Annotated in this window: 22 protein-coding genes; 20 read left to right on the top strand and 2 right to left on the bottom strand. The window is 68.9% G+C overall.

The annotated features are described in order from the left end of the window. Nucleotides 1-732: translation elongation factor Ts (gene tsf / locus QZ332_RS10140; RefSeq protein ID WP_295764942.1), on the top strand; the 732-nt coding region annotated here is incomplete at its 5' end. A gap of 859 nt (nucleotides 733-1,591) precedes the next feature. Next, a complete protein-coding gene (gene miaB / locus QZ332_RS10135; RefSeq protein ID WP_295764940.1) occupies nucleotides 1,592-3,004 on the top strand; it encodes a tRNA (N6-isopentenyl adenosine(37)-C2)-methylthiotransferase MiaB in 1,413 nt (470 codons plus the stop codon). On the opposite strand, the gene QZ332_RS10130 is transcribed toward miaB, so the two are convergent. Continuing rightward, the gene (locus tag QZ332_RS10130; RefSeq protein ID WP_295764938.1) at nucleotides 3,001-3,258 is read right to left on the bottom strand and encodes a hypothetical protein; all 258 of its coding nucleotides are present in this window, start codon (nucleotides 3,256-3,258) and stop codon (nucleotides 3,001-3,003) included. The genes miaB and QZ332_RS10130 overlap by 4 nt on opposite strands. A 91-nt stretch (nucleotides 3,259-3,349) precedes the next feature. On the opposite strand from QZ332_RS10130, the gene QZ332_RS10125 reads away from it, so the two are divergent. The 18 genes from QZ332_RS10125 (at nucleotide 3,350) to QZ332_RS10040 (ending at nucleotide 20,860) form a co-directional block, all read left to right on the top strand. Beyond that, nucleotides 3,350-3,571, top strand: a complete 222-nt coding sequence (locus QZ332_RS10125; RefSeq protein WP_295764936.1) for a helix-turn-helix domain-containing protein — start codon at nucleotides 3,350-3,352, stop codon at nucleotides 3,569-3,571. Between the two features lie 46 nt (nucleotides 3,572-3,617). Continuing rightward, nucleotides 3,618-4,202 carry a hypothetical protein gene (locus QZ332_RS10120; protein ID WP_295764934.1) on the top strand — a complete coding sequence of 195 codons (585 nt, stop codon included), beginning with the start codon at nucleotides 3,618-3,620 and terminating at the stop codon, nucleotides 4,200-4,202. 294 nt (nucleotides 4,203-4,496) lie between these two features. After that, complete coding sequence (locus QZ332_RS10115; protein ID WP_295764931.1) at nucleotides 4,497-5,324, top strand: MBL fold metallo-hydrolase; 828 nt, start codon at nucleotides 4,497-4,499, stop codon at nucleotides 5,322-5,324. Nucleotides 5,325-5,364: 40 nt separating this feature from the next. Continuing rightward, entirely contained in the window at nucleotides 5,365-7,989 is a 2,625-nt protein-coding gene (mutS, locus tag QZ332_RS10110; RefSeq protein ID WP_295764927.1) for a DNA mismatch repair protein MutS, read from the top strand. Then, nucleotides 7,982-8,692 (top strand): CPBP family intramembrane glutamic endopeptidase, encoded by a 711-nt coding sequence (locus tag QZ332_RS10105; protein WP_295764924.1) that lies wholly within the window; start codon nucleotides 7,982-7,984, stop codon nucleotides 8,690-8,692. Before mutS ends, QZ332_RS10105 begins: the two co-directional genes overlap by 8 nt. 37 nt (nucleotides 8,693-8,729) lie before the next feature. Further along, entirely contained in the window at nucleotides 8,730-9,641 is a 912-nt protein-coding gene (locus QZ332_RS10100; protein WP_295764921.1) for an AEC family transporter, read from the top strand. A gap of 33 nt (nucleotides 9,642-9,674) precedes the next feature. Then, nucleotides 9,675-11,588, top strand: a complete 1,914-nt coding sequence (gene mutL / locus QZ332_RS10095) for a DNA mismatch repair endonuclease MutL (protein WP_295764919.1) — start codon at nucleotides 9,675-9,677, stop codon at nucleotides 11,586-11,588. Between the two features lie 9 nt (nucleotides 11,589-11,597). Then, a complete protein-coding gene (locus QZ332_RS10090; protein WP_295764917.1) occupies nucleotides 11,598-11,792 on the top strand; it encodes a DUF6440 family protein in 195 nt (64 codons plus the stop codon). A gap of 1 nt (nucleotide 11,793) precedes the next feature. Next, nucleotides 11,794-12,384, top strand: a complete 591-nt coding sequence (locus tag QZ332_RS10085; protein ID WP_295764915.1) for an NAD(P)H-dependent oxidoreductase — start codon at nucleotides 11,794-11,796, stop codon at nucleotides 12,382-12,384. Continuing rightward, a complete protein-coding gene (miaA, locus tag QZ332_RS10080) occupies nucleotides 12,384-13,328 on the top strand; it encodes a tRNA (adenosine(37)-N6)-dimethylallyltransferase MiaA (RefSeq protein ID WP_295764913.1) in 945 nt (314 codons plus the stop codon). The genes QZ332_RS10085 and miaA overlap by 1 nt, the downstream gene beginning before the upstream one ends. Nucleotides 13,329-13,446: 118 nt before the next feature. Continuing rightward, nucleotides 13,447-13,674, top strand: a complete 228-nt coding sequence (gene hfq, locus QZ332_RS10075) for an RNA chaperone Hfq (protein WP_295764911.1) — start codon at nucleotides 13,447-13,449, stop codon at nucleotides 13,672-13,674. A gap of 19 nt (nucleotides 13,675-13,693) precedes the next feature. Continuing rightward, entirely contained in the window at nucleotides 13,694-14,992 is a 1,299-nt protein-coding gene (locus tag QZ332_RS10070) for an HlyD family efflux transporter periplasmic adaptor subunit (protein ID WP_295764910.1), read from the top strand. 50 nt (nucleotides 14,993-15,042) lie between these two features. Next, nucleotides 15,043-15,735 carry a YggS family pyridoxal phosphate-dependent enzyme gene (locus QZ332_RS10065; protein WP_295764908.1) on the top strand — a complete coding sequence of 231 codons (693 nt, stop codon included), beginning with the start codon at nucleotides 15,043-15,045 and terminating at the stop codon, nucleotides 15,733-15,735. Nucleotides 15,736-15,760: 25 nt separating this feature from the next. Continuing rightward, nucleotides 15,761-16,201, top strand: a complete 441-nt coding sequence (locus QZ332_RS10060; RefSeq protein WP_295764906.1) for a cell division protein SepF — start codon at nucleotides 15,761-15,763, stop codon at nucleotides 16,199-16,201. A gap of 64 nt (nucleotides 16,202-16,265) precedes the next feature. Beyond that, the gene (locus QZ332_RS10055) at nucleotides 16,266-17,009 is read left to right on the top strand and encodes a DivIVA domain-containing protein (protein WP_295764905.1); all 744 of its coding nucleotides are present in this window, start codon (nucleotides 16,266-16,268) and stop codon (nucleotides 17,007-17,009) included. Between the two features lie 30 nt (nucleotides 17,010-17,039). Continuing rightward, nucleotides 17,040-17,915, top strand: a complete 876-nt coding sequence (locus QZ332_RS10050) for an HAD family hydrolase (protein WP_295764904.1) — start codon at nucleotides 17,040-17,042, stop codon at nucleotides 17,913-17,915. 100 nt (nucleotides 17,916-18,015) lie between these two features. Next, the gene (locus tag QZ332_RS10045) at nucleotides 18,016-18,492 is read left to right on the top strand and encodes a deaminase (protein ID WP_295764903.1); all 477 of its coding nucleotides are present in this window, start codon (nucleotides 18,016-18,018) and stop codon (nucleotides 18,490-18,492) included. A gap of 58 nt (nucleotides 18,493-18,550) precedes the next feature. Next, nucleotides 18,551-20,860, top strand: a complete 2,310-nt coding sequence (locus QZ332_RS10040; protein ID WP_295764902.1) for a polysaccharide pyruvyl transferase family protein — start codon at nucleotides 18,551-18,553, stop codon at nucleotides 20,858-20,860. 78 nt (nucleotides 20,861-20,938) lie between these two features. Here QZ332_RS10040 and QZ332_RS10035 read toward each other — a convergent pair whose 3' ends face one another. Continuing rightward, complete coding sequence (locus QZ332_RS10035; protein ID WP_295764901.1) at nucleotides 20,939-21,955, bottom strand: C39 family peptidase; 1,017 nt, start codon at nucleotides 21,953-21,955, stop codon at nucleotides 20,939-20,941. Between the last annotated feature and the right edge of the window lie 325 nt (nucleotides 21,956-22,280).

Here is a 22,280-nt window from a genome sequence, read left to right as displayed (position 1 = left end):
GCCGCCGTCATCGACGGCGTGGGCGTGGTGGTCGAGGTCAACGCCGAGACCGACTTCGTGGGCAAGAACGAGAAGTTCGTGGACTTCGTCAAGGGCGTGGCCGCCACCGTCGCCAAGGAGGCCCCCGCCAGCCTGGACGCCCTGATGGAGTGCACCTACGCCGGCAGCGAGCTGACCGTCACCCAGCAGCAGCAGGAGATGGTCCTGGTCATCGGCGAGAACATCAAGGTCCGCCGCTTCGCCCGCTATGCCGAGGGCGTGTCCGTGCCTTACGTCCACGCCGGCGGCAAGATCGGCGTGCTGGTGAACCTGGAGACCGACCTGGACGCCGAGAAGGTCCAGGAGGCCGGCAAGGACATCGCCATGCAGATCGCCGCCCTGAACCCCCGCTTCTGGGACAAGGCCCAGGTGACCCAGGAGATCCTGGACGAGGAGAAGAAGGTCATGCTGGCCCAGATGGAGAACGACCCGAAGATGGCCGGCAAGCCCGCCCAGGTCCGGGAGAAGATCGTCATGGGCAAGCTGAACAAGTTCTACGCCGAGAACTGCCTGCTCCAGCAGGACTTCGTGAAGGACGGCGACATGACCGTGGAGAAGTACCTGGCCTCCGCCGCCAAGTCCCTGGGCGGGACGATCGCCTTCAAGGACGCCGTGCGCTTCGAGAAGGGCGAGGGCATCGAGAAGAAGCAGGAGAACTTCGCCGACGAGATCGCGTCCCTGGTGAAGGGCTGATCCCCGCTCCCGGGAGCGTCCCGGAGCCCCGCCGGCCCCGCGCAGGCGGCGGCAGGATCGGAAAGACGGAACGAAGAGGTCAGGCGGCTCATCCGAGCTGCCTGGCCTTTTTTGCGCCCGGCGGCGGCATATGGGCAAAAAAACATCCCCCCATCCGCTCCGTCGGCGAATGGGGGGCTCACCCATTGATCGGACTGTCCATTGGTCTGTACCTCTGCTTTCTTGAGTTCGCCGTCCGTTTGAGATCGAGGGGGTGTGGGTGATCCGGGGACCTCCAATCCATGAAACAGTGTCCGCATCGGCCTGCTGGCCCCGCTTGGCTCATCATAGTGAGTGGTGTTTCGTATTTGGGAGCTGCCTGAGATCACGCTGGATGCGTTCGGTATCGCTGGTGCCGGACGGCATTCGGAAGACGTGGGTCGCGTGCTGTCTAGTACACGGGTCTCACCTCTTTCTGTAGCTAAACTATACAATATCCTCATGAAAATGTCAAGCCCTTTTGTGAAGATCTTCCGTTTTTGACAAAGGAAGACCGGCCCTCTCCGGCAAAACCACCAGATCGCCCGGCGTCCCCGCCGGGCGATCTCAGCCTGCCGAAACGTCTTTTCGGCAGGCTGAGCAAGTCCCCAGAACTTTTTCAAAGTTCTGGGGACTCCTTGATTTGAATCGTGCAGGAGACCCCTCCTGGGTCTCCCGCACACACTCGTCCTTCCCGTCCTCCCAGCCCTCCGCGTTCCTCGACAGAGGGAGACCGCCCGGCGTCCCCGCCGGGCGATCTCCCCCTTGTGCTTTCCCGGGTTTCATGGTATGATATCCGCGTCATATCACAGGACGCGCCTGCGTCGATGGAGGGAACGTATTGAAGCGTGAACAGATCGTGGTCCCGGAGGCGGACATCGCCCGCCAGCGGGGCTTCCAAGACAAGATGAGGGCCATGTTCGCCGCCCGGCAGGCCCATCCCTCCGCCTGCGTGGAGACCTTCGGCTGCCAGCAGAACGTGGCCGACGGACAGCGCATCATGGGGATGCTGGAGGCGATGGGGTTCTCCTTCACAAAGGAGGCCCGGGAGGCCGACCTGGTGGTGCTGAACACCTGCGCGGTCCGGGAGCACGCGGAGCAGCGGGTCTTCGGCAGCCTGGGCGCCCTCACCCACTCCAAGAAGGCGTCCCCCGGACAGGTCATCGTCCTGTGCGGCTGCATGGCTCAGGAGGAGCGGGTGGCCAAGCGGGTGGAGGAGTCCTACCGCCATGTGGACCTGGTTTTCGGGCCCCAGGCGCTGTGGCGCTTCCCGGAGCTCTTGTGGCAGGTGTACGACCAGCGCCGCCGGGTCTTCTCAGTCGAGGACGAGCACGGCCGCCTCGCCGAGGGCCTGCCGGTGGTGCGGGAGCGGGGCGTGAGGGCCTGGGTCTCCATCATGTACGGGTGCAACAACTTCTGCTCCTACTGCATCGTGCCCTACGTCCGGGGCCGGGAGCGGAGCCGGGACCCCGCCGCCGTGCTGGCGGAGGTCCGGGAGCTGGTGGAGGCGGGGTACAAGGACATCACCCTGCTGGGCCAGAACGTCAATTCCTATGGGAACGACCTGGACGCCGGGTATCACTTCCCGGACCTGCTGGCGGACATCGATGAGATCCCGGGGGACTACTGGATCCGCTTCATGTCCAGCCACCCCAAGGACGCCGGCCCCGCCCTGTTCGACACCATGGCGCGGTGCGCCCACGTCGCCAAGCAGCTCCACCTCCCCTTCCAGTCCGGGAACGACCGGGTGCTGCGGGAGATGGCCCGGCGGTACACGCGGCAGGACTACCTGGACCTGATCGGCTACGCCCGGTCCGTCATGCCGGGGCTGGTGCTGACCAGCGACGTGATCGTGGGCTTCCCCGGCGAGACGGAGGCGGAGGCCATGGACACGGTGTCCCTGGTGGAGGAGGTGGGCTTCGACGCCCTGTTCACCTTCCTCTACTCCCCCCGCCCCGGGACCAAGGCGGCGGCCATGCCGGACCCGGCGCCGCGGGAGGAGAAGCAGGCGTGGTTCGACCGCCTGCTGGAGGTCCAGAACGGCCATTCGGCCCGGATCCACGCCGGGTACGTGGGGAAGACGGTCCGGGTGCTGGTGGACGGCGAGAGCGGCGACGGGGAGTTCCCCCTCTCCTCCCGGACGGAGGGCAACCGGCTGGTGCGGCTGAAGGGGGACAAGGCCCTGATCGGGCGGTTCCTGGAGGCCAGGATCACCGGGAGCAACACCTGGGCGCTGTACGGGGAGCCGGTCTAGGGCCGGGCCAGCCATTTGCCCAGGGCGACGCCCTCTTGGAACAGCCACTCGTCTTCCAGGGCGCAGGTCTCCGCCTGGGCGGCCTGATAGTCTTCTACGAGCCCGATCTGTTCCGGGCTCAGGCTGGCCCACAGCGCGTCCCAGGCCCGTTCCTGTTCCCTGGAGCGGCGGTCATGCTCCGCCCTGTCCCGGCCCGCGCCGGGGAGCAGTCCGTCCATGACGTGGTCGTACAGGCATTTTAGATAATCGTCCATAGTATCCTCCCGATCCAAGAAGCGCACGTTTGAGATATCCATATTATAGCTCTCCCATTTGTTCGCGTCAATAGGAAAGAGGCGCAGGGCCATGACATTCTCTGAAAAGTTGATAGAGTTGAGGACCAAAGCCTCTTTCACGCAGCAGGAAACGGCCGCGGGGGCTAAGATGAGTCTCCGGGCATACCAAAATTATGAATGGGGCCTGCGTGAACCGAAGATGACGGCCCTCATCGCCCTGGCGGACTTTTACGGCATCTCTTTGGACGAGCTGGTCTGCCGGGACCGGTCCAGGGAGCCGGGAGGAGATTGACAATATCCCTCCTTCACAGTATAATCATGGGAAAGAGGTGACGATGATGCTCGATGAAAAAGATCTGCAGGCGATCGCCGGTCTGATGAAAGAAGAGATCGGTGCTTCCGAATCCAGGATGATGACCTGGACGACGGCGCAGATAAAGGAAGAGATCGGCGCTTCCGAATCCAGGATGACGGCGCGGATGAAAGAAGAGATCGGCGCTTCCGAGTCCAGGATGACAGAGCGGATGAAGGAAGAGATCGGTGCTTCCGAGTCCAGGATGACGGCGCGGATAAAGGAAGAGATCGGCGCTTCCGAGTCCAGGACGACGGCGCAGATAAAGGAAGAGATCGGCGCTTCCGAGTCCAGGATGACGGCGCGGATAAAGGAAGAGATCGGCGCTTCCGAGTCCAGGACGACGGCGCAGATAAAGGAAGAGATCGGCGCTTCCGAGTCCAGGATGATGGCGATGATGGAGGCTTATTTCGAGCCGAAGTTCGACCTTCTGGCGGAGCAGATGAGGCTGATCCAGGAAAAGCTGCTCCCTTCCGAGGCGGTGGAGGACCTCGAGGACCGCATGGATGTCGCGGAAGCGGCCATCAAGCAGCATTCCCGGGAGATCGCACAGCTGAAACGGGCACAGTGAACGGATCGGGACACAGGAAAAGGACCCCGCGCCTCGGCGCGGGGTCTTTCAGGCACTTATTGACAAACGTGGTATAATCGAAATGGCAGGAGAGGCGGGGCCGATCCCCTCCCAGGCGGGGAGAGGTGAGGCCCGTGAGCGCATCCGAGGCCCCCGCAGCACAGAGGGGGCGGCGCATCCTCTGACGCCGGACTCGTAAGCGTGCCGGCCGCTCTCCTGCTCCCATCACGCCCCCTCCCGCCCCGGCCGTCAAGGGGCGGGGCGAATATGGATATAAGATCTGGAGGTCACGTTATGAAGATCGTCACCCTGCTGGAGGACACTGCCTGCCGGACGGACCTGTCCGCCGCCCGGGGGCTTTCCATCTACGTGGAGACGGCGAAGCACAAGGTCCTTTTCGACATGGGCCCCGACGCCTCCTTCCTGGACAACGCCGCGCGCCTGGGCGTGGACATCGCCGCCGTGGACACCGCCGTGCTGTCCCACGGCCATTCGGACCACGGCGGCGGGCTGGCGGCGTTCTGCCGGGCCAACGCCCGGGCCAAGATCTACCTCCGCCCCGACGCCCTCCGGCCCCATTACGCCGTCCTGCCGGGGCAGGAGCCCCGCTCCATCGGCCTGGAGGCGCCGCCCGAGCCCATCCGGGAGCGCCTGGTCTCCACCGGGGCCAGCCTCCGGCTGGACGAGGAGCTGCTGTTGTTCTCCGACGTGGAGGACGACGCGTCCCTCCGGGCCGCGGCCCCCAAGCTCCAGCAGGGGACGGCGGAGGGCCTCCGTCCCGACGGCTTCTCCCATGAGCAGCACCTGCTGGTGGAGGAGGGCGGGAAGGCGGCCCTCCTGGCCGGGTGCGGGCACCTGGGGATCGTGAACACCCTCCGGGCGGCGGAGCGGCACCTGGGCCGGCGGCCCGACGTGGTCTTCGGCGGGTTCCACCTGTTCGAGCTGGAGCCCGGCACGCCGGAGGCGGAGCGCCTGACCGCCGTCACCGCCGCGGCCCTCTCGGAGGGCGGCGCCGTCTATCACACCGGGCACTGCACCGGGGACTGGGCCTACGCGCGGCTCAAGGAGACGCTGGGGGACCGCCTCCGGCCCATGGCCTGCGGCACGGCGGCGGAGCTGTGACCGGGACGGCCCAAACAGGAGGAGAGGAGCGGAGCGCCCTATGGCAGAGCTGACCCCTATGATGAAGCAGTACCTGGAGATCAAGAAGGACCACCCGGATTCCATCCTGTTCTTCCGCCTGGGCGATTTCTACGAGATGTTCGCCGACGACGCGAAGCTGGCCTCCAAGGAGCTGGACCTGACCCTGACCAGCCGGGACAAGGGCAAGCGCGCGAAGCCTGCCGAGGAGCGGGTCCCCATGTGCGGCATCCCCTACCACGCCTGCGAGTCCTACATCGCCCGGCTGATCGCCAAGGGCTATAAGGTCGCCATCTGCGAACAGATGGAGGACCCCGCCGCGGCCAAGGGCCTGGTGAAGCGGGACATCATCCGGGTGGTGACCCCGGGCACCGTGACGGACGCGTCCTGCCTGGACGAAAAGTCCAGCAATTTCCTCTGCGCCGTCTATGCCGACTCCCGCTCCGCGGGGGCGGCGTTCTGCGACGTCACCACCGGCCGGGCCCACCTGACGTCCTTCACCGGCCGGGACCGGATCGAGCACGTCGTCAACGAGCTCGGCCGCTTCTCCCCTGCCGAGGCCGTGCTGAACGGCGGGGCCGCTTCCGAGCCGGCCCTCACCGCGGCCCTGCGGGAGAAGTTCCGCTGCCGGGTGGAGGACGCCGGGGAGCGGCGCTTCCTCCTGGACGAGGCGGAGCGCAGCATCCGGGAGCAGTTCGGGGACGAGGCGTGGTCCCGCCTCCCGCCGTCCGTCCCGGCGGCGGCCAGGGCCCTGGGCGGGCTGCTCAGCTACTTATACGAGACGCAGAAGACGGACCTCTCCTATATCAACGACCTGGACTATTACGAGCAGGGCCGGTTCATGGAGCTGGACCTGACCGCGCGGCGGAACCTGGAGCTGACGGCCACCATGCGGGGCAAGGAGAAGCGGGGCAGCCTCCTCTGGGTGCTGGACCGGACCCAGACCCCCATGGGGGGCCGGTGCCTGCGCAGCTGGCTGGAGCGGCCGCTGCTGGACGTGGCCGCGATCTGCCGGCGGAACGGGGCCGTCGCCGCCCTGGTGGACGACACCATCGGCCGGGAGGAGCTGATCGCCGCCCTCAGCGGCCTGGGGGACATGGAGCGGCTGATCGGCCGCATCGTCTACGGCACCGCCGGGGGCCGGGACCTCAAGTCCCTGCGCTCCGCCATCGGCGCCCTCCCCGAGATCCGGGCCCGGCTCGCCTCCTTCCCGGACCGCCGCCTCTCGGAGCTGGCGGCGGAGCTGGACCTCCTGGAGGACCTGGGGCGGCGCATCGCCGAGACGATCTGCGACGAGCCCCCCTTCTCTGTCCGGGAGGGCGGCTTCATCCGGGACGGCTTCGACGAAGAGGTGGACCGCCTGCGCCACATCCTCAAAAACGGCAAGGGCGTCATCCCCGAGATGGAGGCCCGGGAGAAGGAGCGCACCGGCATCCGCACGCTGAAGATCCGGTACAACAAGGTCTTCGGCTATTACATCGAAGTCTCCAACTCCTTCAAGGGGCAGGTGCCGGACACCTACGTCCGCAAGCAGACCCTGGCCGGGGCGGAGCGCTACGTCACGCAGGAGCTCAAGGAACTGGAGAGCTCCATCCTCACCGCCTCCGACCGGGTGGTGGCCCTGGAGTACGAGCTGTTCGCCAAGCTCCGGGAGGAGGTCTCCGCCGGTTCGGCCCGGGTCCTGAAGACCGCCGCCGCCGTCGCCGAGGCGGACGCCCTGGCGTCCCTGGCCGCCGTGGCGGTGCGCAACGGCTACTGCCGCCCGGACGTGGATGAGTCCGGCGTCATCGACATCAAGGAGGGGCGCCACCCCGTGGTGGAGCGGGTCCTCAAGGACGCCCTCTTCGTCCCCAACGACACGTTCCTGGGCGAGAAGGAGAGCCGGGTCGCCATCATCACCGGGCCCAACATGGCGGGCAAGTCCACTTATATGCGCCAGGTGGCCCTCATCGTCCTCATGGCCCAGATGGGGGGCTTCGTCCCCGCCGCCCGCGCCCGGATCGGCGTGGTGGACCGCATCTTCACCCGGGTGGGGGCCAGCGACGACCTCGCCGCCGGGCAGTCCACCTTCATGGTGGAGATGACGGAGGTGGCGGACATCCTCCGCTGCGCCACAAAGCGCTCCCTCCTGATCCTGGACGAGATCGGGCGGGGCACCTCCACCTTCGACGGCATGTCCATCGCCCGGGCGGTGCTGGAGCACTGCGCCGACCCCAAGACCTTAGGGGCCAAGACCCTCTTCGCCACGCATTACCACGAGCTGACGGAGCTGGAGAGCTCCCTGCCGGGGACCATCAACTGCCGCGTCGCCGTGAAGGCCCGGGGGGACGAGATCGTCTTCTTGCGCAAGATCCTCCCCGGCGGGGCGGATCGGAGCTACGGCATCGAGGTGGCCAAGCTGGCGGGCCTGCCGGACAAGGTGCTCCGCCGGGCCCGGCAGGTGCTGACGGAGCTGGAGGCCGGGGACGGCGTCCGGTCCGCCGCCCCCCGGGAGGAGCCGGAGCAGGTCTCCCTGGGCTCCATCGGCGAGGGGGAGGTCCTGGACGCCCTGCGTCGCTGCCAGCCGGACACGCTGACGCCCATCGAGGCCCTGGGCCTCCTCTACGAGCTGAAGCGCAGGCTGGAGCAGGGGGACGGGCATGGCTAAGAAAAAGGCGTCCGCCGGCCTGACGGGGCTGGAGCGCTCCTGCGGCACCGTGTTCTTCGTGCTCTACCTGCTGCTCCTCCCTCTGGCGGCGGGGCCCGCCCTGCGCCTGGCGGGGGAGCTGCTGGGCCGGCGGGTGCCGGAGGACTTGGGCAGCGCCGTCTATTACTACGTCCTCTTCGCCGTGACGGCGGTCCTCTTCCGCAGCCTCCTGGCCAAGACCACCCGCCGCTTCCTGGACGATCCCGCGCTGGCGGTGAAGACCGCCGCGGTGGGCATCGTGGCCTATTACGGCCTTTGTGAGCTGGCCTCCCGGCTGAGCGGGCTGCTGACGGACCGGGCGGGGAACCGGAACGACTCCGCCATCTCCGCCCAGATCGGCGCCGCGCCCCACATGACGCTGCTGATCGTGGTCTTCCTGGCCCCGTTCGTGGAGGAGACCCTCTTCCGGGGGCTGGTCTTCGGCGGGCTGAAGGAGCGCAGCCGCCTCCTGGCCTACGCGGTGAGCTGCGCCCTCTTCGCCCTGGTCCACGTGTGGCAGTTCGCCGTGGCGGGCCGGGACCCGGCCTATTTCCTGCTGATGGTGCAGTATCTGATCCCCGGGCTGGTGCTGGCCTGGGCCTATGACCACGCGGGGACCCTCTGGGCCCCCATCGGCCTCCACGCCGGGGTGAACGCCCTGTCGGTGCTGTCGGGGCTGGTATGACGGCAGGGCGCGCCGCGCCCGGAGGAGGGATCTTCCCATGGATTTTTTCGATACGCTCTCGGAGATGCTGGTGCTCCTCTTCGCCATCTGCGCGGGGTACGCCGCGGACCGCCTGGGCATCCTGGGGGCCGAGGTGGATAAGAAGATCTCCAAGCTGCTGCTGGACGTGACCCTGCCCGCCATGATCCTGGGGACCGTCAGCACCGGCAGCGAGCTGCCGGAGCGCTCCGTGGTGCTGGGGATGCTGGGCGTGGCGGCGGTGTTCTACCTGCTGGAGTTCGCCTTCGCCCTGCTCGTGCCGCCGCTGCTGGGGGGCACGCCGGGACAAAAGGGCGTCTGGCGCTTCACCCTGGTCTTCGGGAACGTGGGCTTCATCGGCTATCCGGTGGCGGTGGCCCTCTTCGGGCCGGAGGCGCTGATCTACGCCGTGATCTTGGTCCTGCCCTTCAACCTGATGGCCTTCACCCTGGGGCCGCTGATGCTCACCGGGGCGAAGCGCTTCAGCCTCCGGCAGATGTTCTCCCCTGCGGCCGTGGCCGCCCTGCTGGCGCTGATCCTGGCCCTGAGCCGCCTCCGCCCCCCGGCGATCGTCGGGGAGGCGCTGGAGTTCGTGGGGAGCATCACGGTGCCGCTGTCGCTGCTGTTCGTAGGCTCTTTGCTGGCGGGGCTGCCGCTGGGGGCCATGTTCACCTCCCCCCGGCTGTGGATCTTGACGGCGGTGCGGCTACTGGCCATGCCGGTGGCCCTCTTCCCCCTCCTCCGCGCCCTGGGGGCCGGGGAGCTGCTTTTGCGCGTGGCCGTCATCGAGATGGGGATGCCCACGGCGGTGAACGGCTCCATGCTCTGCATGGAGCACGGCGGGGACGCCGAGTGCATGGCCCAGATCACCTTCGTGTCCACGCTTGCTTCCATCGTCACCATCCCCGTCGTGGCGGCGCTGCTGCTTTGACGGCCCGTTGCATCCCGGAAAGGAGGGGCCCCGATGCCCGAGATACGACAGCTCGCCTCCCACGTGGCGGACCTGATCGCCGCCGGCGAGGTGGTGGAACGCCCCGCCAGCGTGGTCAAGGAGCTGGTGGAGAACGCCATCGACGCCGGGAGCTCCGCCATCGTGACGGAGCTCCGCCGGGGCGGCATGGGCCTGATCCGGGTCAGCGACAACGGCTGCGGCATCGCCGCCGCCGAGCTGCCCACCGCCTTCCTGCGCCACGCCACCAGCAAGCTCCGCTCCCCGGAGGACCTGGGGAGGATCGGCACCCTGGGCTTCCGGGGGGAGGCCCTGGCGGCGATCTGCGCCGTCAGCCGGGTGGACATCCGCACCCGGCGGCGGGAGGACGCCGCCGGAGCGGCGCTCCGCCTGGAGGGCGGCGTGCCCGGCCAGGTGGAGGAGACCGGCGCGCCGGAGGGGACGACCATCCTGGTCCGGGACCTGTTCTACAACACCCCGGCCCGGCTGAAGTTCATGAAGAAGGACAGCGCCGAGACGGCGGCGGTGGGCGGCCTCGTGCAGCACCTGGCCCTGTCCCATCCGGACATCTCCTTCAAATTCATCAAGGACGGCGCGGAGGCCCTCCACACCCCCGGCGACGGGCGGCTGGACTCCGCCGTCTACGCGGCCCTGGGCCGGGACTTCGCCCGGAGCCTGCTCCCGGCGGAGGGCCGGGGCGGGGACGTCCACGTGCGGGGCTTCATCACCCAGCCCCTCCAGGGCCGGGGCTCCCGGTCCATGCAGGTGTTCTTCGTCAACGGGCGGTTCATCAAGTCCCCGCTGCTGACAGCGGCGCTGGAGGAGGCCTACCGCAACCAGATCATGAAGGGGAAGTTCCCCGGCTGCGTGCTGGCGGTAGAGCTGCCGGTGGACCGGGTGGACGTGAACGTCCACCCCGCCAAGACCGTGGTGAAGTTCGCCCAGGAGAAGGCGGTCTTCGACGCGGTCTACCACACCGTGCTGGACTGCCTGGAAGCCAGGGGCGGCGCGGTCCCGGCCGGCGGGACGGCCCCCGCCCCGCGGGAGGACTTTTTCCGGAGCATGGACGCCAAGACCTATCGGGAGCAGGGGGCCAGGCCGCCGGAGCGCCCGCGCACCTGGGACACGGAGCGGAAGGGCCCCAGGCTCTCGGACAGCGCGCCGGAGCTCCTGGGCCCCCGGCCCTCGCCGCTCCTGCGGGGGGATGCGCCGCCGCAGGCCCCGCGGCCGGCGTCCCCCAGGCCCGCCCCGGCCGCGAAAACGGCGGAGGGCCCCCGGTCCGAGGGAGGGCCCCGGCCCTCCGTCCCGGCCATCCCCCCGAAAAAGGCGGAGGTGCCGGGGCAGGAGGCCCTGGAGCCCCGCAAAGAGGCCCCCTGGCGGATCGCCGGGGAGGTGCTCCGGACCTATATCGTCTGCGAGAGCGAGGGCGGGGACGTCTGGCTGGTGGACAAGCACGCCGCCCACGAGCGGATCAACTTCGACCGCCTGGAAGCGGCCCTGGAGCCCCCCATGCGCCAGGCCCTCCTGACCCCCGCCGCCGTGGAGCTGGGGCGGGAGGACAGCGCCCTCCTCCTGGAGCACCTGCCCCTGCTGGAGTCCTTCGGCTTCACCTGCGAGGACTTCGGCGGCGGGGCCGTACTGGTCCGGGAGGTCCCGGCGGACATCGACGCCGGGGACGTGACGGCCACGCTGGAGGAGATCGCCGCCAAGCTCCGCCAAGGCCGCTCCCCCGCCGAGCGGCGGGAGGGCCTGCTCCACACCATGGCCTGCAAGGCCGCGATCAAGGGCGGCTGGAAGAGCGACCCGGCGGAGCTGCGGGTCCTGGTGGACAAGGTGCAGAGCGGCCAGGTCCGCTTCTGCCCCCACGGACGGCCCGTGGCGGTGAAGCTGACCAGGTACGAGCTTGAGAAGATGTTCAAGCGGACATAGGAGGACGGTATGTTCAAGAAGAAGGAGACCCGGTTCATCATCCGGCCCGCCCCCTCCAACGCGCCGGGCACCGCCTTTATCCTGGTAGACCGGGAAACGGGGGTCAACTACCTCTTTTTCCAAGCCGCCGGGGCCGGAGGCCTGACGCCCCTCCTGGACCGGGAGGGCAGGCCCATCATCACCACCGTATCCGACGAGGAGTGACATGGAACTTTTATTCATCGACGGCTGCATCAGCCAGCGGGGCCCCGGGTCCCGCACCCGCGCCCTGGCGGACGCCTTCCTCTCCGCCTTCCGGGAGGGACACCCGGAGGCGGCGGTCGAGACGGTCTCTTTGGAGGCCCTGGACCTGAGGCCCTTCCTCCCCCCCGCCCTGGACGAGCGGGACGCCCTGGCGTCCGTCGGGGCCTTCGACGCGCCGGTGTTCGACCTGGCCCGGCAGTTCCGAAGGGCGGACGCCATCGTGGCGGCGGCGCCCCTCTGGGACCTGAGCTTCCCCGCGGTCATGCGGATCTACATCGAGCACGTCTCCGTCTGCGGCCTGTGCTACCACTACGAGGCCGACGGCTGCCACGGCGACTGCAAGGCCGCCCGGCTGGCCTACCTCACCACCGGCGGCGACCGGGAGGGGCCCCAAAGCCTGGGCCCCCTCCACTGGGAGCAGCTGGCCGCCATGTGCGGCATCCCCCGGTTCGACTATGTCTTCGCCGGGGGCCTGGACCTGGCCCCGGAGGACGCGCCGCAGATCCTGGCCTCCGCCTGCGCCCGGGCCCGGGCCCTGGGGCTCTCGTTCTGATGGCGGCGAAGATCGTCTGCGTCCTGGGCCCCACCGCCTGCGGCAAGACCGCCCTGGGCGTCCTGCTGGCCAAGCGCTTCCGCGGCGAGGTCGTCTCCGCCGACTCCATGCAGATCTACAAGGGCATGACCATCGGCACCGCCGCCCCCACCGAGGCGGAGATGGACGGCGTGCCCCACCATATGATCGCCGTGGCGGATCCGGCGGAGCGCTGGTCCGCCGCCCGCTATGCGCAGGAGGCCATCCCCATCGTGGACGGCATCCTGGCCCGGGGGAAGCTGCCCATCCTGGTGGGCGGCACCGGGCTGTGGGTCGACGCGGTGGTCCGGGGCCACGGCTTCGCGCCGGGCCAGGCCGGGGGCGCGGTCCGGGCGGAGCTGGAGCGGCGCCTGGCGGCGGAGGGCATCGCCCCGCTGCTGGCAGAGCTGCGGCAGGTGGACCCCCAGGCGGCGCAGCGCCTCCACCCGGCGGACGAGAAGCGGATCGTCCGGGCGCTGGAGGTCTACCGGGAGACCGGGCGGACCATCACCGCCCACAACGAGGCCACCCGCGCCCTGCCGCCCCGGTATGACGCCGTGAAGATCGGCCTCCAGTTCCGGGACCGGGAGGACATGAAGGCCCTCATCGACCGGCGGGTGGACCGGATGTCGGAGGCGGGGCTGCTGGACGAGGTCCGCGCCCTGCTGGCGCGGGGCCTGCCCCGGGAGGCCACGGCCCTCCAGGCCATCGGGTATAAGGAGCTCCTGGGCGTGCTGGACGGGACCGTCTCGGAGGCGGAGGCCCTGGCGGAGGTGAAGCTCCGCTCCCGGCAGTACGCCAAGCGGCAGCTGACCTGGCTGCGGCGGGATCCGGCCATCCACTGGGTCTTTTGGGAAAAAGAGCGGGATCTTGCCCGGGCCCTACAAGTTTCGACGGGAATCCTCCTGGACACGGGGGTATCCTAGGAACTGGCAAACGATCTGCCCGGGATCCGCCGGAGGCGCCGAGTACCATCGTTTCGCTGAACGATCCACAAACGCCTCTCCACGAGGCACGCGGACAAAAGAAAAAGGAGCGGACGATATGCAGAACAAGCAGAACCTACAGGACCTCTTCCTCCTCCGGGCCAAGCGGGACCGGGTGCCCGTCACCATGTTCTTGATGAACGGCTTCCAGATGCGGGGGACCATCACGGGCTTCGACCCCTTCGTGGTCATCTTGGACAGCGAGGGGCGCCAGCAGGTGATCTACAAGCACGCCATCTCTACCATCGCCCCCACCCGGCCGGTCTCCTTGACCGAGGAGGGCTGAGCGGCTACATAGGAGCGCCATGAAAAAGAGAAAGAGAAGCCTGGGGACGGCCCTGCTGATGGCCGCCCTCTTCCTGGGAGTGGCGGGCTATTTCGCCATCCAAGGGTTCCATTACCTGGACGACCCCCTGACCATCACCCTGGCCTACCGCTATGAGGTGGAGACCACGGTGGAGCTGACGGGCTTCGTGGTCCGGGAGGAGCGGGTGCTGGACGACGACAGCGCCGGCCTGCTCCGCATCCAGCGCGCCGAGGGCGAGCGGGTGGCCGCCGGCGGGACCGTGGCCGCGGTCTACGCGGACCAGGCGTCCCTGGACCGCCAGGCGGAGATCGAGAGCCTGGAGGACCGGGTGGAACAGCTCCAATACGCCCAGGACCTGGCCCTGGCGGCGGAGACCACCCGGAAGCTGGACGCCCAGATCGCCCAGGACGTGCTGGAGTACCGCCGCTTCCTGGCGGCGGACCGGCTGTACGACGCGGAGAGCACCGCTCTGGAGCTCCGCGCCCTGGTCCTCAAGCGGGACTACAGCGACGCCGGGAGCGGGGACATCGCCCTCCAGCTGCAGGACCTGGGGGCCCAGCTCCTGGCCCTGCGCGCCCAGGCGGAGGGCTCCGTCCGGCGCATCACGGCGCCGGAGGCGGGGCTCTACTCCGCCGAGGTGGACGGCTTCGAGTCCGTCCTGACCCCGGCGCTGCTGGACAGCGTGACGCCCTCCCAGCTCTCCGCCCTGACGGCGGACCCCTCCCTCAGCTCCCGGGTGGGGAAGCTGGTGCTGGGGGACACGTGGTGGTACGCCGCGGCGGTGTCCGTGGAGGACGCCATGGCCCTCCAGGAGCGGGAGCGGTCCCTGCGGAGCGGGGAGGCCCTGCAGCTGCGCTTCTCCAAGGGGGTGGACCAGGATCTCCCGGTGGAGATCCAGTCCGTCGGCGCCCGGGAGGACGGCCGAGTGGTGGTGGTGCTCCGGGGGAGCGCCTACCTCCAGGACCTGACGCTGCTGCGCCAGCAGAGGGCCGAGATCGTCACCGGGAGCATCAGCGGCCTCCGGGTGCCCCGGGAGGCCCTCCGGGCCGAGCGGGCCTTCCTGGACGGGGAGGGGGGGACCGCCTCCGAGCCAAAGACCGGCGTCTACTGCATGGTGGGCCGGGAGGCCCGGTTCAAGCCGGTGGAGGTGGTCTACAGCGCGGACTCCTTCGTGCTGGTGGTCCCCTCGCCGGAGCTGGACCCCAGCCTGGACGGGGACTCCAAGCGGATCGTCCGGGCCGGGGAGCAGATCGTGGCCTCCGCAAGGGGGCTGTTCGACGGGAAGGTCCTGCAGTGAGCGGGCCGGACCGTGCGCCGTATGCGCGGAAGGAAGGGAGAGACTGAGAGATGTCGATCGCAGAGAACATCGCCCGTGTCCGGGCGAACATCGCCGCCGCCGCCCGGGAGGCGGGACGGCGGCCGGAGGACGTCCTCCTGGTGGGGGCCAGCAAGATGAACGATGCCGCCGCGTGCCGGGAGGCCGTGGCCGCCGGGATCGACGCCCTGGGGGAGAACCGGGTCCAGGAGCTGACCGCCAAGCTGGCGCAGGGCGCTTATACTGGCGCGCCGCTCCACTTCATCGGCCACCTCCAGCGCAACAAGGTCCGCCAGGTGGTGGGCCGTGTGGATCTGATCCAGTCCGTGGGCTCGGTGGAGCTGCTGGACGAGATCGAGAAGGCCGCCGGCAGGCTGGACATCGTCCAGGACGTCCTGCTGGAGGTCAACATCGGCGAGGAGGCATCCAAGAGCGGCTTCCCCCCGTCGGAGCTGTTCTGCGGGGCCGAGGCGGCCCTGGAGCGGGGCCATGTCCGGGTGCGGGGGCTGATGACCATCCCCCCGGCCGACGCGGACCGGGAGGCGGGCCTGCGCTATTTTGACAAAGTCCGGGCACTTTTTATTGACATGGACGAGAAATTGTTTCATAATGGACTTCAGATCCTGTCGATGGGCATGAGCGGCGATTATGAGGACGCCGTCCGCGCCGGGGCCACCATGGTCCGGGTCGGGACCGCCATTTTCGGGAGCCGCCATTACACATAAGGACGTTACTACAGGAGGGACGCGCATGAGTATCCTGGACGAGCTGAAAAAACTGACCCACCCCTATGAGGACGAGGACGACGATCCCGCGGAGTTCGACGACGAGCCCCAAGAACGGGACATGTTCGAGGACCGCCGCTCCAGCCGGATCGACGACCGCCGGGGCAAGGTGGTGAACATCCACGCCACCACCCAGCTGAAGGTCATCCTGGTGAAGCCGGAGCGCTTCGAGAACGCCTCGGAGATCGCCGACCAGCTCAAGGACAAGCGGACGGTGGTGCTGAACCTGGAGTCCACGAACAAGGACGTGGCTCGGCGGCTGATCGACTTCCTGTCCGGCGTGGCTTACGCCGGGGAGGGCAAGATCAAGAAGGTGGCCGCCAACACGTACATCATCACGCCCTATCACGTGGACATCGAGGGCGACCTGATCGACGAGCTGGAGAACAACGGGCTGTATTTCTGATCGTACCGCGGGGCACGATCGGGAGAGACGCTATGGATTCACGGACCGGGGAGGATCTGAGACTATGCTGACACCGCAGGAGGTTTCCGCCCGCTCTTTCACCAAGACGATGATGGGCGGCTACAACATGACCATGGTGGATGAGTTCCTGGACGAGCTCACCGACGACTACACGTCCCTCTATAAGGAGAACGCCTCCCTGAAGGCCAAGATGAAGGTCCTGGTGGAGAAGGTGGAGGAGTACCGGGCCACGGAGGATTCCATGCGCGCCACCCTCCTCACCGCCCAGAAGATGGCGGACTCCCTCGTCAAGGAGGCGGAGGCGAAGCGGGACAGCATCCTCCAGCAGGCGGAGGCCGCCGCCCGGGAGAAGCTGGAGGGCTTCCGCCAGGAGGCCGAGGGCTACAGCAAGCGCCTCCAGCAGGGCCAGGCGGAGATCCGGCGCTTCGTCGCCGAGAGCCGCCGCCTGTGCGAGAAGGAGCTCCAGTTCCTGGACGAGTTCCCGCAGCTGCCCCTGGAGAGCGAGGCGGAGCCGATCGCCGTGGAGGAGATCGAGCAGAAGGTCCTGGCCGCCGAGGAGCCGGCGGCGGAGCCCGCGCCCGTCGAAGCCGCCGCCGCGCCCCAGGCGGTCGTCCCCCCGCCGCCGCCCCCCGCTCCGGAGGCCCCCTCCGCCGCCGCGGAGTCCCTGCTGGACGCCCTGACGGCGAAGGAGGCGGGGGCCGCCCCGGCGCAGGACCTCAGCGCCACCCGGCGGGTGAACATCAACGAGCTGAAGTTCGGCCCCAATTACCGGGGCGACGCGGATTGACCGCGCCCCTGTTGAGGAGGAGGACGGGCCATGCCCACCCCCATCGTCGCGTTCCTCTATGATTTCGACAAGACCCTCTGCACCACGGACATGCAGGATTACGCCTTCATCCCCAGCCTGGGCATGACTCCGGCGGAGTTCTGGGCGGAGGCCAACAGCTTCGGCCGCAGGAACCGCATCGACGGCATCCTGGCCTATATGTACATCATGCTCCAGGAGGCGGAGCGCAGATCCCTGCCCTTCACCCGGGAGGACCTGGTGGAGAAGGGCCGGGGGATCGAGCTCTTCCCCGGCGTGGAGGGATGGTTCCGCCGGATCGACGCCTTCGGCGAGAGCCAGGGCGTCCGGGTGGAGCATTACGTCATCTCCTCCGGGCTCCGGGAGATCATCGAGGGCTCCTCCATCAGCGGGGCCTTTAAGCAGATCTACGCCAGCGAGTTCTATTACGACGAGACGGGCCGTCCCGTCTGGCCCAAGCTGGCGGTGAACTTCACCGCCAAGACCCAGTTCGTCTACCGGATCAACAAGGGGGTCCTGGACGTCTCCGACGACAAGACCCTCAACGACTCCATGCCCGACGACAGCAAGCGGGTGCCCTTCCCCAACATGATCTACATGGGGGACGGCCTCTCCGACGTGCCCTGCATGAAGATGATGCGGGCTTACGGCGGGCAGGCCATCGCGGTCTACCAGTCCGCCAACCGCACCGGCGTGGAGGAGCTTTTGGCGAAGCGCCGGGTGGACTTCATCTTCCCGGCGGACTACCGGGAGGGCACCGGCCTGGACGAGACGGTGAAGAACATCATCCGGAAGATGGCCATCGCCGACCGGCTGTGGGAGGAGAACCACCGCCAGCTCCGGCATCTGGGGGAAGACACCCTGCCGGACCAGGTGGAGCTGTTTTGAGAGCGAGGATACGCAGGACTGTCCTTTGGGACAGTCTTGTTTTCGTTGCAGATCCGGACGTTTCGTGGTACAATGAAAAAAATCGGGAGGGGGCCTGCCTATGGAACGCATCAGCAAGGAAAACTATTACCTGGACATCGCCGAGACCGTCCTGGAGCGGGCCACCTGCCTGCGGCGGGTCTACGGGGCCATCATCGTGAAGAACGACGAGATCATCTCCACCGGCTACAACGGCGCCCCCAGGGGACGGGCCAACTGCGTCGACATGGGCTACTGCTCCCGGGAGGCCCTCCAGGTCCCCCGGGGGGAGCGCTACGAGCTCTGCCGCAGCGTCCATGCCGAGGCCAACGCCATCATCTCCGCCGCCCGGCGGGACATGGCGGGCGGCACGCTGTACCTCGTCGGGCGGGACGCCCAGACCGGCGAGCTGCTGGGGGACGCCACCTCCTGCTCCATGTGCCGGCGCATGGTGATCAACGCGGGGCTCAGCCGGGTGGTCATCCGGCGGGGCCGGACGGAGTTCGACGTGGTGTCCGTGGCGGACTGGATCGCCGAGGACGACGTGGGGCGTTCCTGAGCCGCGGGGGCAGGGGCCGGCCAAGGGGCGGCCCTCCATCTCATCCGGGAAGAAAGGGATGGTCTTTTTGAAAGCGGGACTGCTCACCTTCTATCATCTGCATCACTATGGAGCGCTGCTCCAGGCCGTGGCCACCCAGCGGGCGCTGGAGGGCCTGGGCTGGGAGTGCGAGACCATCGACTACTTCGTCGCCCAGGACAACCGCATCCTCCAGCCCCCGACGAGCCCCGGCCGGGCCGCCAGCGACGCGTACAACGCCCTGCGCTATCCCGCCCTCCGCCGGCGCTGGCAGCGCTTCGAGGATTTCTCCAGGGTCCACCTGGCCCTCACCCCCCGGCGCTACGGGAGCTCGGAGGAGCTGCGGGCCGCGGACCTCCCTTACGACCTGCTGGTCTGCGGCAGCGACCAGATCTGGAACCCCCTCATCTTCCCCGATAAGCGCTTCGACCCCGTCTTCTTCGGCGCCTTCTCCCCCCTGCGCAAGATCGCCTACGCCCCCTCCTTCGGCGTGCCCCGCGTCCCGGAGGGGATGGAGGCGGAGCTGGAGGGCTATCTCCAGGGCTTCTCCCACCTCTCCGTCCGGGAGATCCAGGGCCGGGAGATCGTCCGGGAGGCCGCCGGACGGGAGGCGGAGGTGGTGCTGGACCCCACGCTGCTGCTGACGGCGGCGGAGTGGTCCGCCCTGGCGGCGGAGCGCCCTGCGCGGGGGGGATACATCCTCTGCTACTGCATCGCCCGCCCCGGTCCGCTGGAGCCCTATGTCCGCCGCCTGGCGGAGGAGACGGGCCTGCCCGTGGTCCAGCTCTGCGGCACCCGGCGGAAGGTCCATCCCAAGGCGAAGATGGTCTTCGACGCCGGCCCGGCGGAGTTCCTGGCCCTGTTCCGGGACGCCTCCTATGTCTGCACGAACTCCTTCCACGGGACGGTGTTCTCCGTCCAGTTCCAGCGGCCCTTCTTCACCAGCGTGGCCCCCGCCGAGCTGGCGGAGCCGGAGCGGTCCCGGACCTTCAGCCTGCTGAGCCGCCTGGGGCTGACCGAGCGGGTCGTCGGCAAGGGCGACGCCGCCGGGCTGCACGACGCGCCGGATTGGCCCGCCGCCATCGAGCGGCTGCGCGCCGCCCGGGAGGCCGCGGCCTCCTATTTGAAGGCCGCCCTGGCGGACGAGCCCTATCAGGCGGCGGGAGAGGCCCTGCCCCGGACGGACCTCCCCCGCCTGGCGGACCGGGCCCACTGCACCGGCTGTTCCGCCTGTGCCGCGGCCTGCCCCAAGGACGCCATCTCCATGCCCCGGGACAAGGAGGGCTTCGCCTCCCCCGTCGTGGACCCGGACAAGTGCGTCCGCTGCGGCATCTGCACCAGGACCTGCCCCATGCTCCACCCCAGGGCGTCCAGGCCCCTGCCCGCCGCCTTCGCCGCCTGGAACCGGGAGGCGGACGTCCGGCGGGACTCCACCTCCGGCGGGGCCTTCTCCGCCCTGGCGGACTACGTGCTGGAGGGCGGAGGCGTGGTATTCGGCGCGGCGCTGGACGGCCGGCAGCACCTGCGGCACACCGCCTGCTTCCGCAAGGAGGACCTGTGGCGCCTCCGGGGGACCAAATACGTCCAGAGCGACCTGGAGGGCGTCTTCCGGGAGGTCCGGAGATGCCTGGAGGGCCGTCAGGTCCTCTTCTCCGGCACCCCCTGCCAGGTGGACGGGCTGTACCGCTACCTGGGGGGACGGCCGGAGGGCCTGACCACCTGCGACCTGGTCTGCCAGGGGGTCCCCTCCCCCGGCGTGTGGGAGGACATGGCCCGTCACATCGAGAGGAAGCGGGGCCGGGAGCTCCAGACCGTCCGCTTCCGCAGCAAGGTGGAGGGCTGGAAGGACAGCCACTTCACCGCCGTCTACGACGACGGCACCGTGGACACCCGCCCCCTCTTCGAGACGGAGTATGGCCGGGCCTTCGGCCGGGCGCTGTTCCTGCGGCCCTGCTGCTACCGCTGTCCTTACGCCTGCATGGACCGGCCCGGGGACTTCACCCTGGGGGACCTGTGGGGCCTCCGCCCGGACGAGTTCCCGGAACAGCAGCAGCGGGGCATCAGCCTCCTGCTGGTGAACACCCCTCACGGGAGCCACGTCTTCGACCAGCTCCCCCTCAGCCGCCAGCCCTTCCCTGTGGAGCGGGCCATCGCCGGCAACCCCCGGCTGGCCTCCCCCATCGCCCAGCCCGCCGACCGGGCGGCGTTCTTCGCCGCCTATGCCCTGGAGCCCTTCGACCAAGTGGTGCGCAGGTTCTGCGCCCTGCCGCCCCTGCCCGTCCGGGCCGCCGGGAAGGCGCTCTCGCCGGAGGTCAAGGAGAAGCTGAAGAAGGCCCTCAAGAGAGGATGACCCTCCGGAGCGCGGAGCGCCGCCGGAGCAGAGATGAAGAGGCCAGCCGGTGTCCCGGCTGGCCTCTTCGTCCGTCCATCACCCGTCCGCTCCCGACAAGATCCACAGCGGCGCGCCGTCGTGGCGGCTGGGCGAGAGCTCCTCTAAGATCAGCGAGAGGTCCCAGGGGATCAGGCTCCGGTCCCGGCTGGCGGGGTCCGCCACCAGGATCTCCCCGCTGAGGGTCACGCCCCGGAGGAGGATGAAGTGCCCGCCCTTGGTGAAATGCCCCTTGGTCATCAGGGCCACGGCGATGTCCCCCGTGGACAGGCGCAGGGTGAGCTCCTCGGCGTCCAGGGCCTCCAGATCCAGGGCCTCGCAGGATAAGCCGAAGGCCCCCGCCACGCCCTGGACGATGGAGAGGTAGGAGCCGTGGCCCCTGCACCAGTAGCCCTGCTCCACGCAGAGCGCCGCCATCTCCTCCGGATCCACCGTCCCTCCCGTCAGGGAGGAGACCGCCATGGCCATGGCGGTGGGGCCGCAGCCGTGGGTGCGGAGGAGGTCGGTGCCGTACCTCTGCCCTTCCCGGGCCTCGTCGGTCTGGTCGAAATAGATCACCTCTACGCCGCCGCCGGTGAGGATCTCCTCCCCGTCCCGCTCCACCAGGTCGCTGATGAGGGGGTCCAGGATCTCCTTGGGCGGCGCCAGGTCCGGCTGGGCCAGGGAGGAGTCGTCCTCCATCTCCTCCTCCGGCCGCTGGGCGGGCCGCTCCATCCACTCCCGGATGGGCTCCAGGGCCGCGGCAGCGGCCTCCCCGGCCTGCTCCGCCAGGGCGGAGGCGCTCCGGCAGACGGCCCCCAGGGCCTGTCCCGCCGTTTGGACGGCCTGGCGGGCCGTCCCCCGCACCGGCTCCATGATGTCCTCATACAGCGCCGGTTCGAAGAAACGGCAGGCCAGCAGCTCCGCCCCGCCGATGCAGAGCACGGCCAGGAGGACGATGGCGGTATAGCGGGCCCAAGGGGGGCGCTCTTTCCGGCGGGGGGCCCCCCGCCGGGGATCCCGCAGGCGGCGCAGCTCCTCCAGGGCCTGTTCCTCCGGGGAGGTCTGATGGCGCATGGCAAATCTCCTATCCTGCATCTCCCGGCGGCGATATCCCAAGGACGATGCTCCCGTGGTCCGATGCGGCCGGCCCCCCTCGCCCCGGCAGGGGCAGGGGGCCTCTTTGGATATCATACCACAGGACCGCGCCCCGCTTCAAGTGCGCCGCCGTCTTTTCGCGGGCCGGGGAGGCCGGGACCATGAAAAAGAGGGGCCGCCCGCTGGGCGGCCTCTCCGGCTGTCGAAAAAGCCTTTTCGACAGCCGGAGCAAGTTTTCAGAACGTTCAGAACGTTCTGAAAACTTATGATCCGAACGGTGCAGGAGACCCTTCCTGGGTCTCCC

Source organism: uncultured Oscillibacter sp. (assembly GCF_910584465.1).
Classification (GTDB): domain Bacteria; phylum Bacillota; class Clostridia; order Oscillospirales; family Oscillospiraceae; genus Oscillibacter.
The sequence above is the reverse complement of the archived record's forward strand: the minus strand, read 5'-3'. Positions and strand labels throughout refer to the sequence as shown.

Coding starts and splice junctions, on each gene's coding strand:
- QZ332_RS10130 (WP_295764938.1), bottom strand. CDS start 3,258: ATGGACGATTATCTAAAATGCCTGTACGACCACGTCATGGACGGACTG.
- QZ332_RS10125 (WP_295764936.1), top strand. CDS start 3,350: ATGACATTCTCTGAAAAGTTGATAGAGTTGAGGACCAAAGCCTCTTTC.
- QZ332_RS10120 (WP_295764934.1), top strand. CDS start 3,618: ATGCTCGATGAAAAAGATCTGCAGGCGATCGCCGGTCTGATGAAAGAA.
- QZ332_RS10115 (WP_295764931.1), top strand. CDS start 4,497: ATGAAGATCGTCACCCTGCTGGAGGACACTGCCTGCCGGACGGACCTG.
- mutS (WP_295764927.1), top strand. CDS start 5,365: ATGGCAGAGCTGACCCCTATGATGAAGCAGTACCTGGAGATCAAGAAG.
- QZ332_RS10105 (WP_295764924.1), top strand. CDS start 7,982: ATGGCTAAGAAAAAGGCGTCCGCCGGCCTGACGGGGCTGGAGCGCTCC.
- QZ332_RS10100 (WP_295764921.1), top strand. CDS start 8,730: ATGGATTTTTTCGATACGCTCTCGGAGATGCTGGTGCTCCTCTTCGCC.
- mutL (WP_295764919.1), top strand. CDS start 9,675: ATGCCCGAGATACGACAGCTCGCCTCCCACGTGGCGGACCTGATCGCC.
- QZ332_RS10090 (WP_295764917.1), top strand. CDS start 11,598: ATGTTCAAGAAGAAGGAGACCCGGTTCATCATCCGGCCCGCCCCCTCC.
- QZ332_RS10085 (WP_295764915.1), top strand. CDS start 11,794: ATGGAACTTTTATTCATCGACGGCTGCATCAGCCAGCGGGGCCCCGGG.
- miaA (WP_295764913.1), top strand. CDS start 12,384: ATGGCGGCGAAGATCGTCTGCGTCCTGGGCCCCACCGCCTGCGGCAAG.
- hfq (WP_295764911.1), top strand. CDS start 13,447: ATGCAGAACAAGCAGAACCTACAGGACCTCTTCCTCCTCCGGGCCAAG.
- QZ332_RS10070 (WP_295764910.1), top strand. CDS start 13,694: ATGAAAAAGAGAAAGAGAAGCCTGGGGACGGCCCTGCTGATGGCCGCC.
- QZ332_RS10065 (WP_295764908.1), top strand. CDS start 15,043: ATGTCGATCGCAGAGAACATCGCCCGTGTCCGGGCGAACATCGCCGCC.
- QZ332_RS10060 (WP_295764906.1), top strand. CDS start 15,761: ATGAGTATCCTGGACGAGCTGAAAAAACTGACCCACCCCTATGAGGAC.
- QZ332_RS10055 (WP_295764905.1), top strand. CDS start 16,266: ATGCTGACACCGCAGGAGGTTTCCGCCCGCTCTTTCACCAAGACGATG.
- QZ332_RS10050 (WP_295764904.1), top strand. CDS start 17,040: ATGCCCACCCCCATCGTCGCGTTCCTCTATGATTTCGACAAGACCCTC.
- QZ332_RS10045 (WP_295764903.1), top strand. CDS start 18,016: ATGGAACGCATCAGCAAGGAAAACTATTACCTGGACATCGCCGAGACC.
- QZ332_RS10040 (WP_295764902.1), top strand. CDS start 18,551: ATGGTCTTTTTGAAAGCGGGACTGCTCACCTTCTATCATCTGCATCAC.
- QZ332_RS10035 (WP_295764901.1), bottom strand. CDS start 21,955: ATGCGCCATCAGACCTCCCCGGAGGAACAGGCCCTGGAGGAGCTGCGC.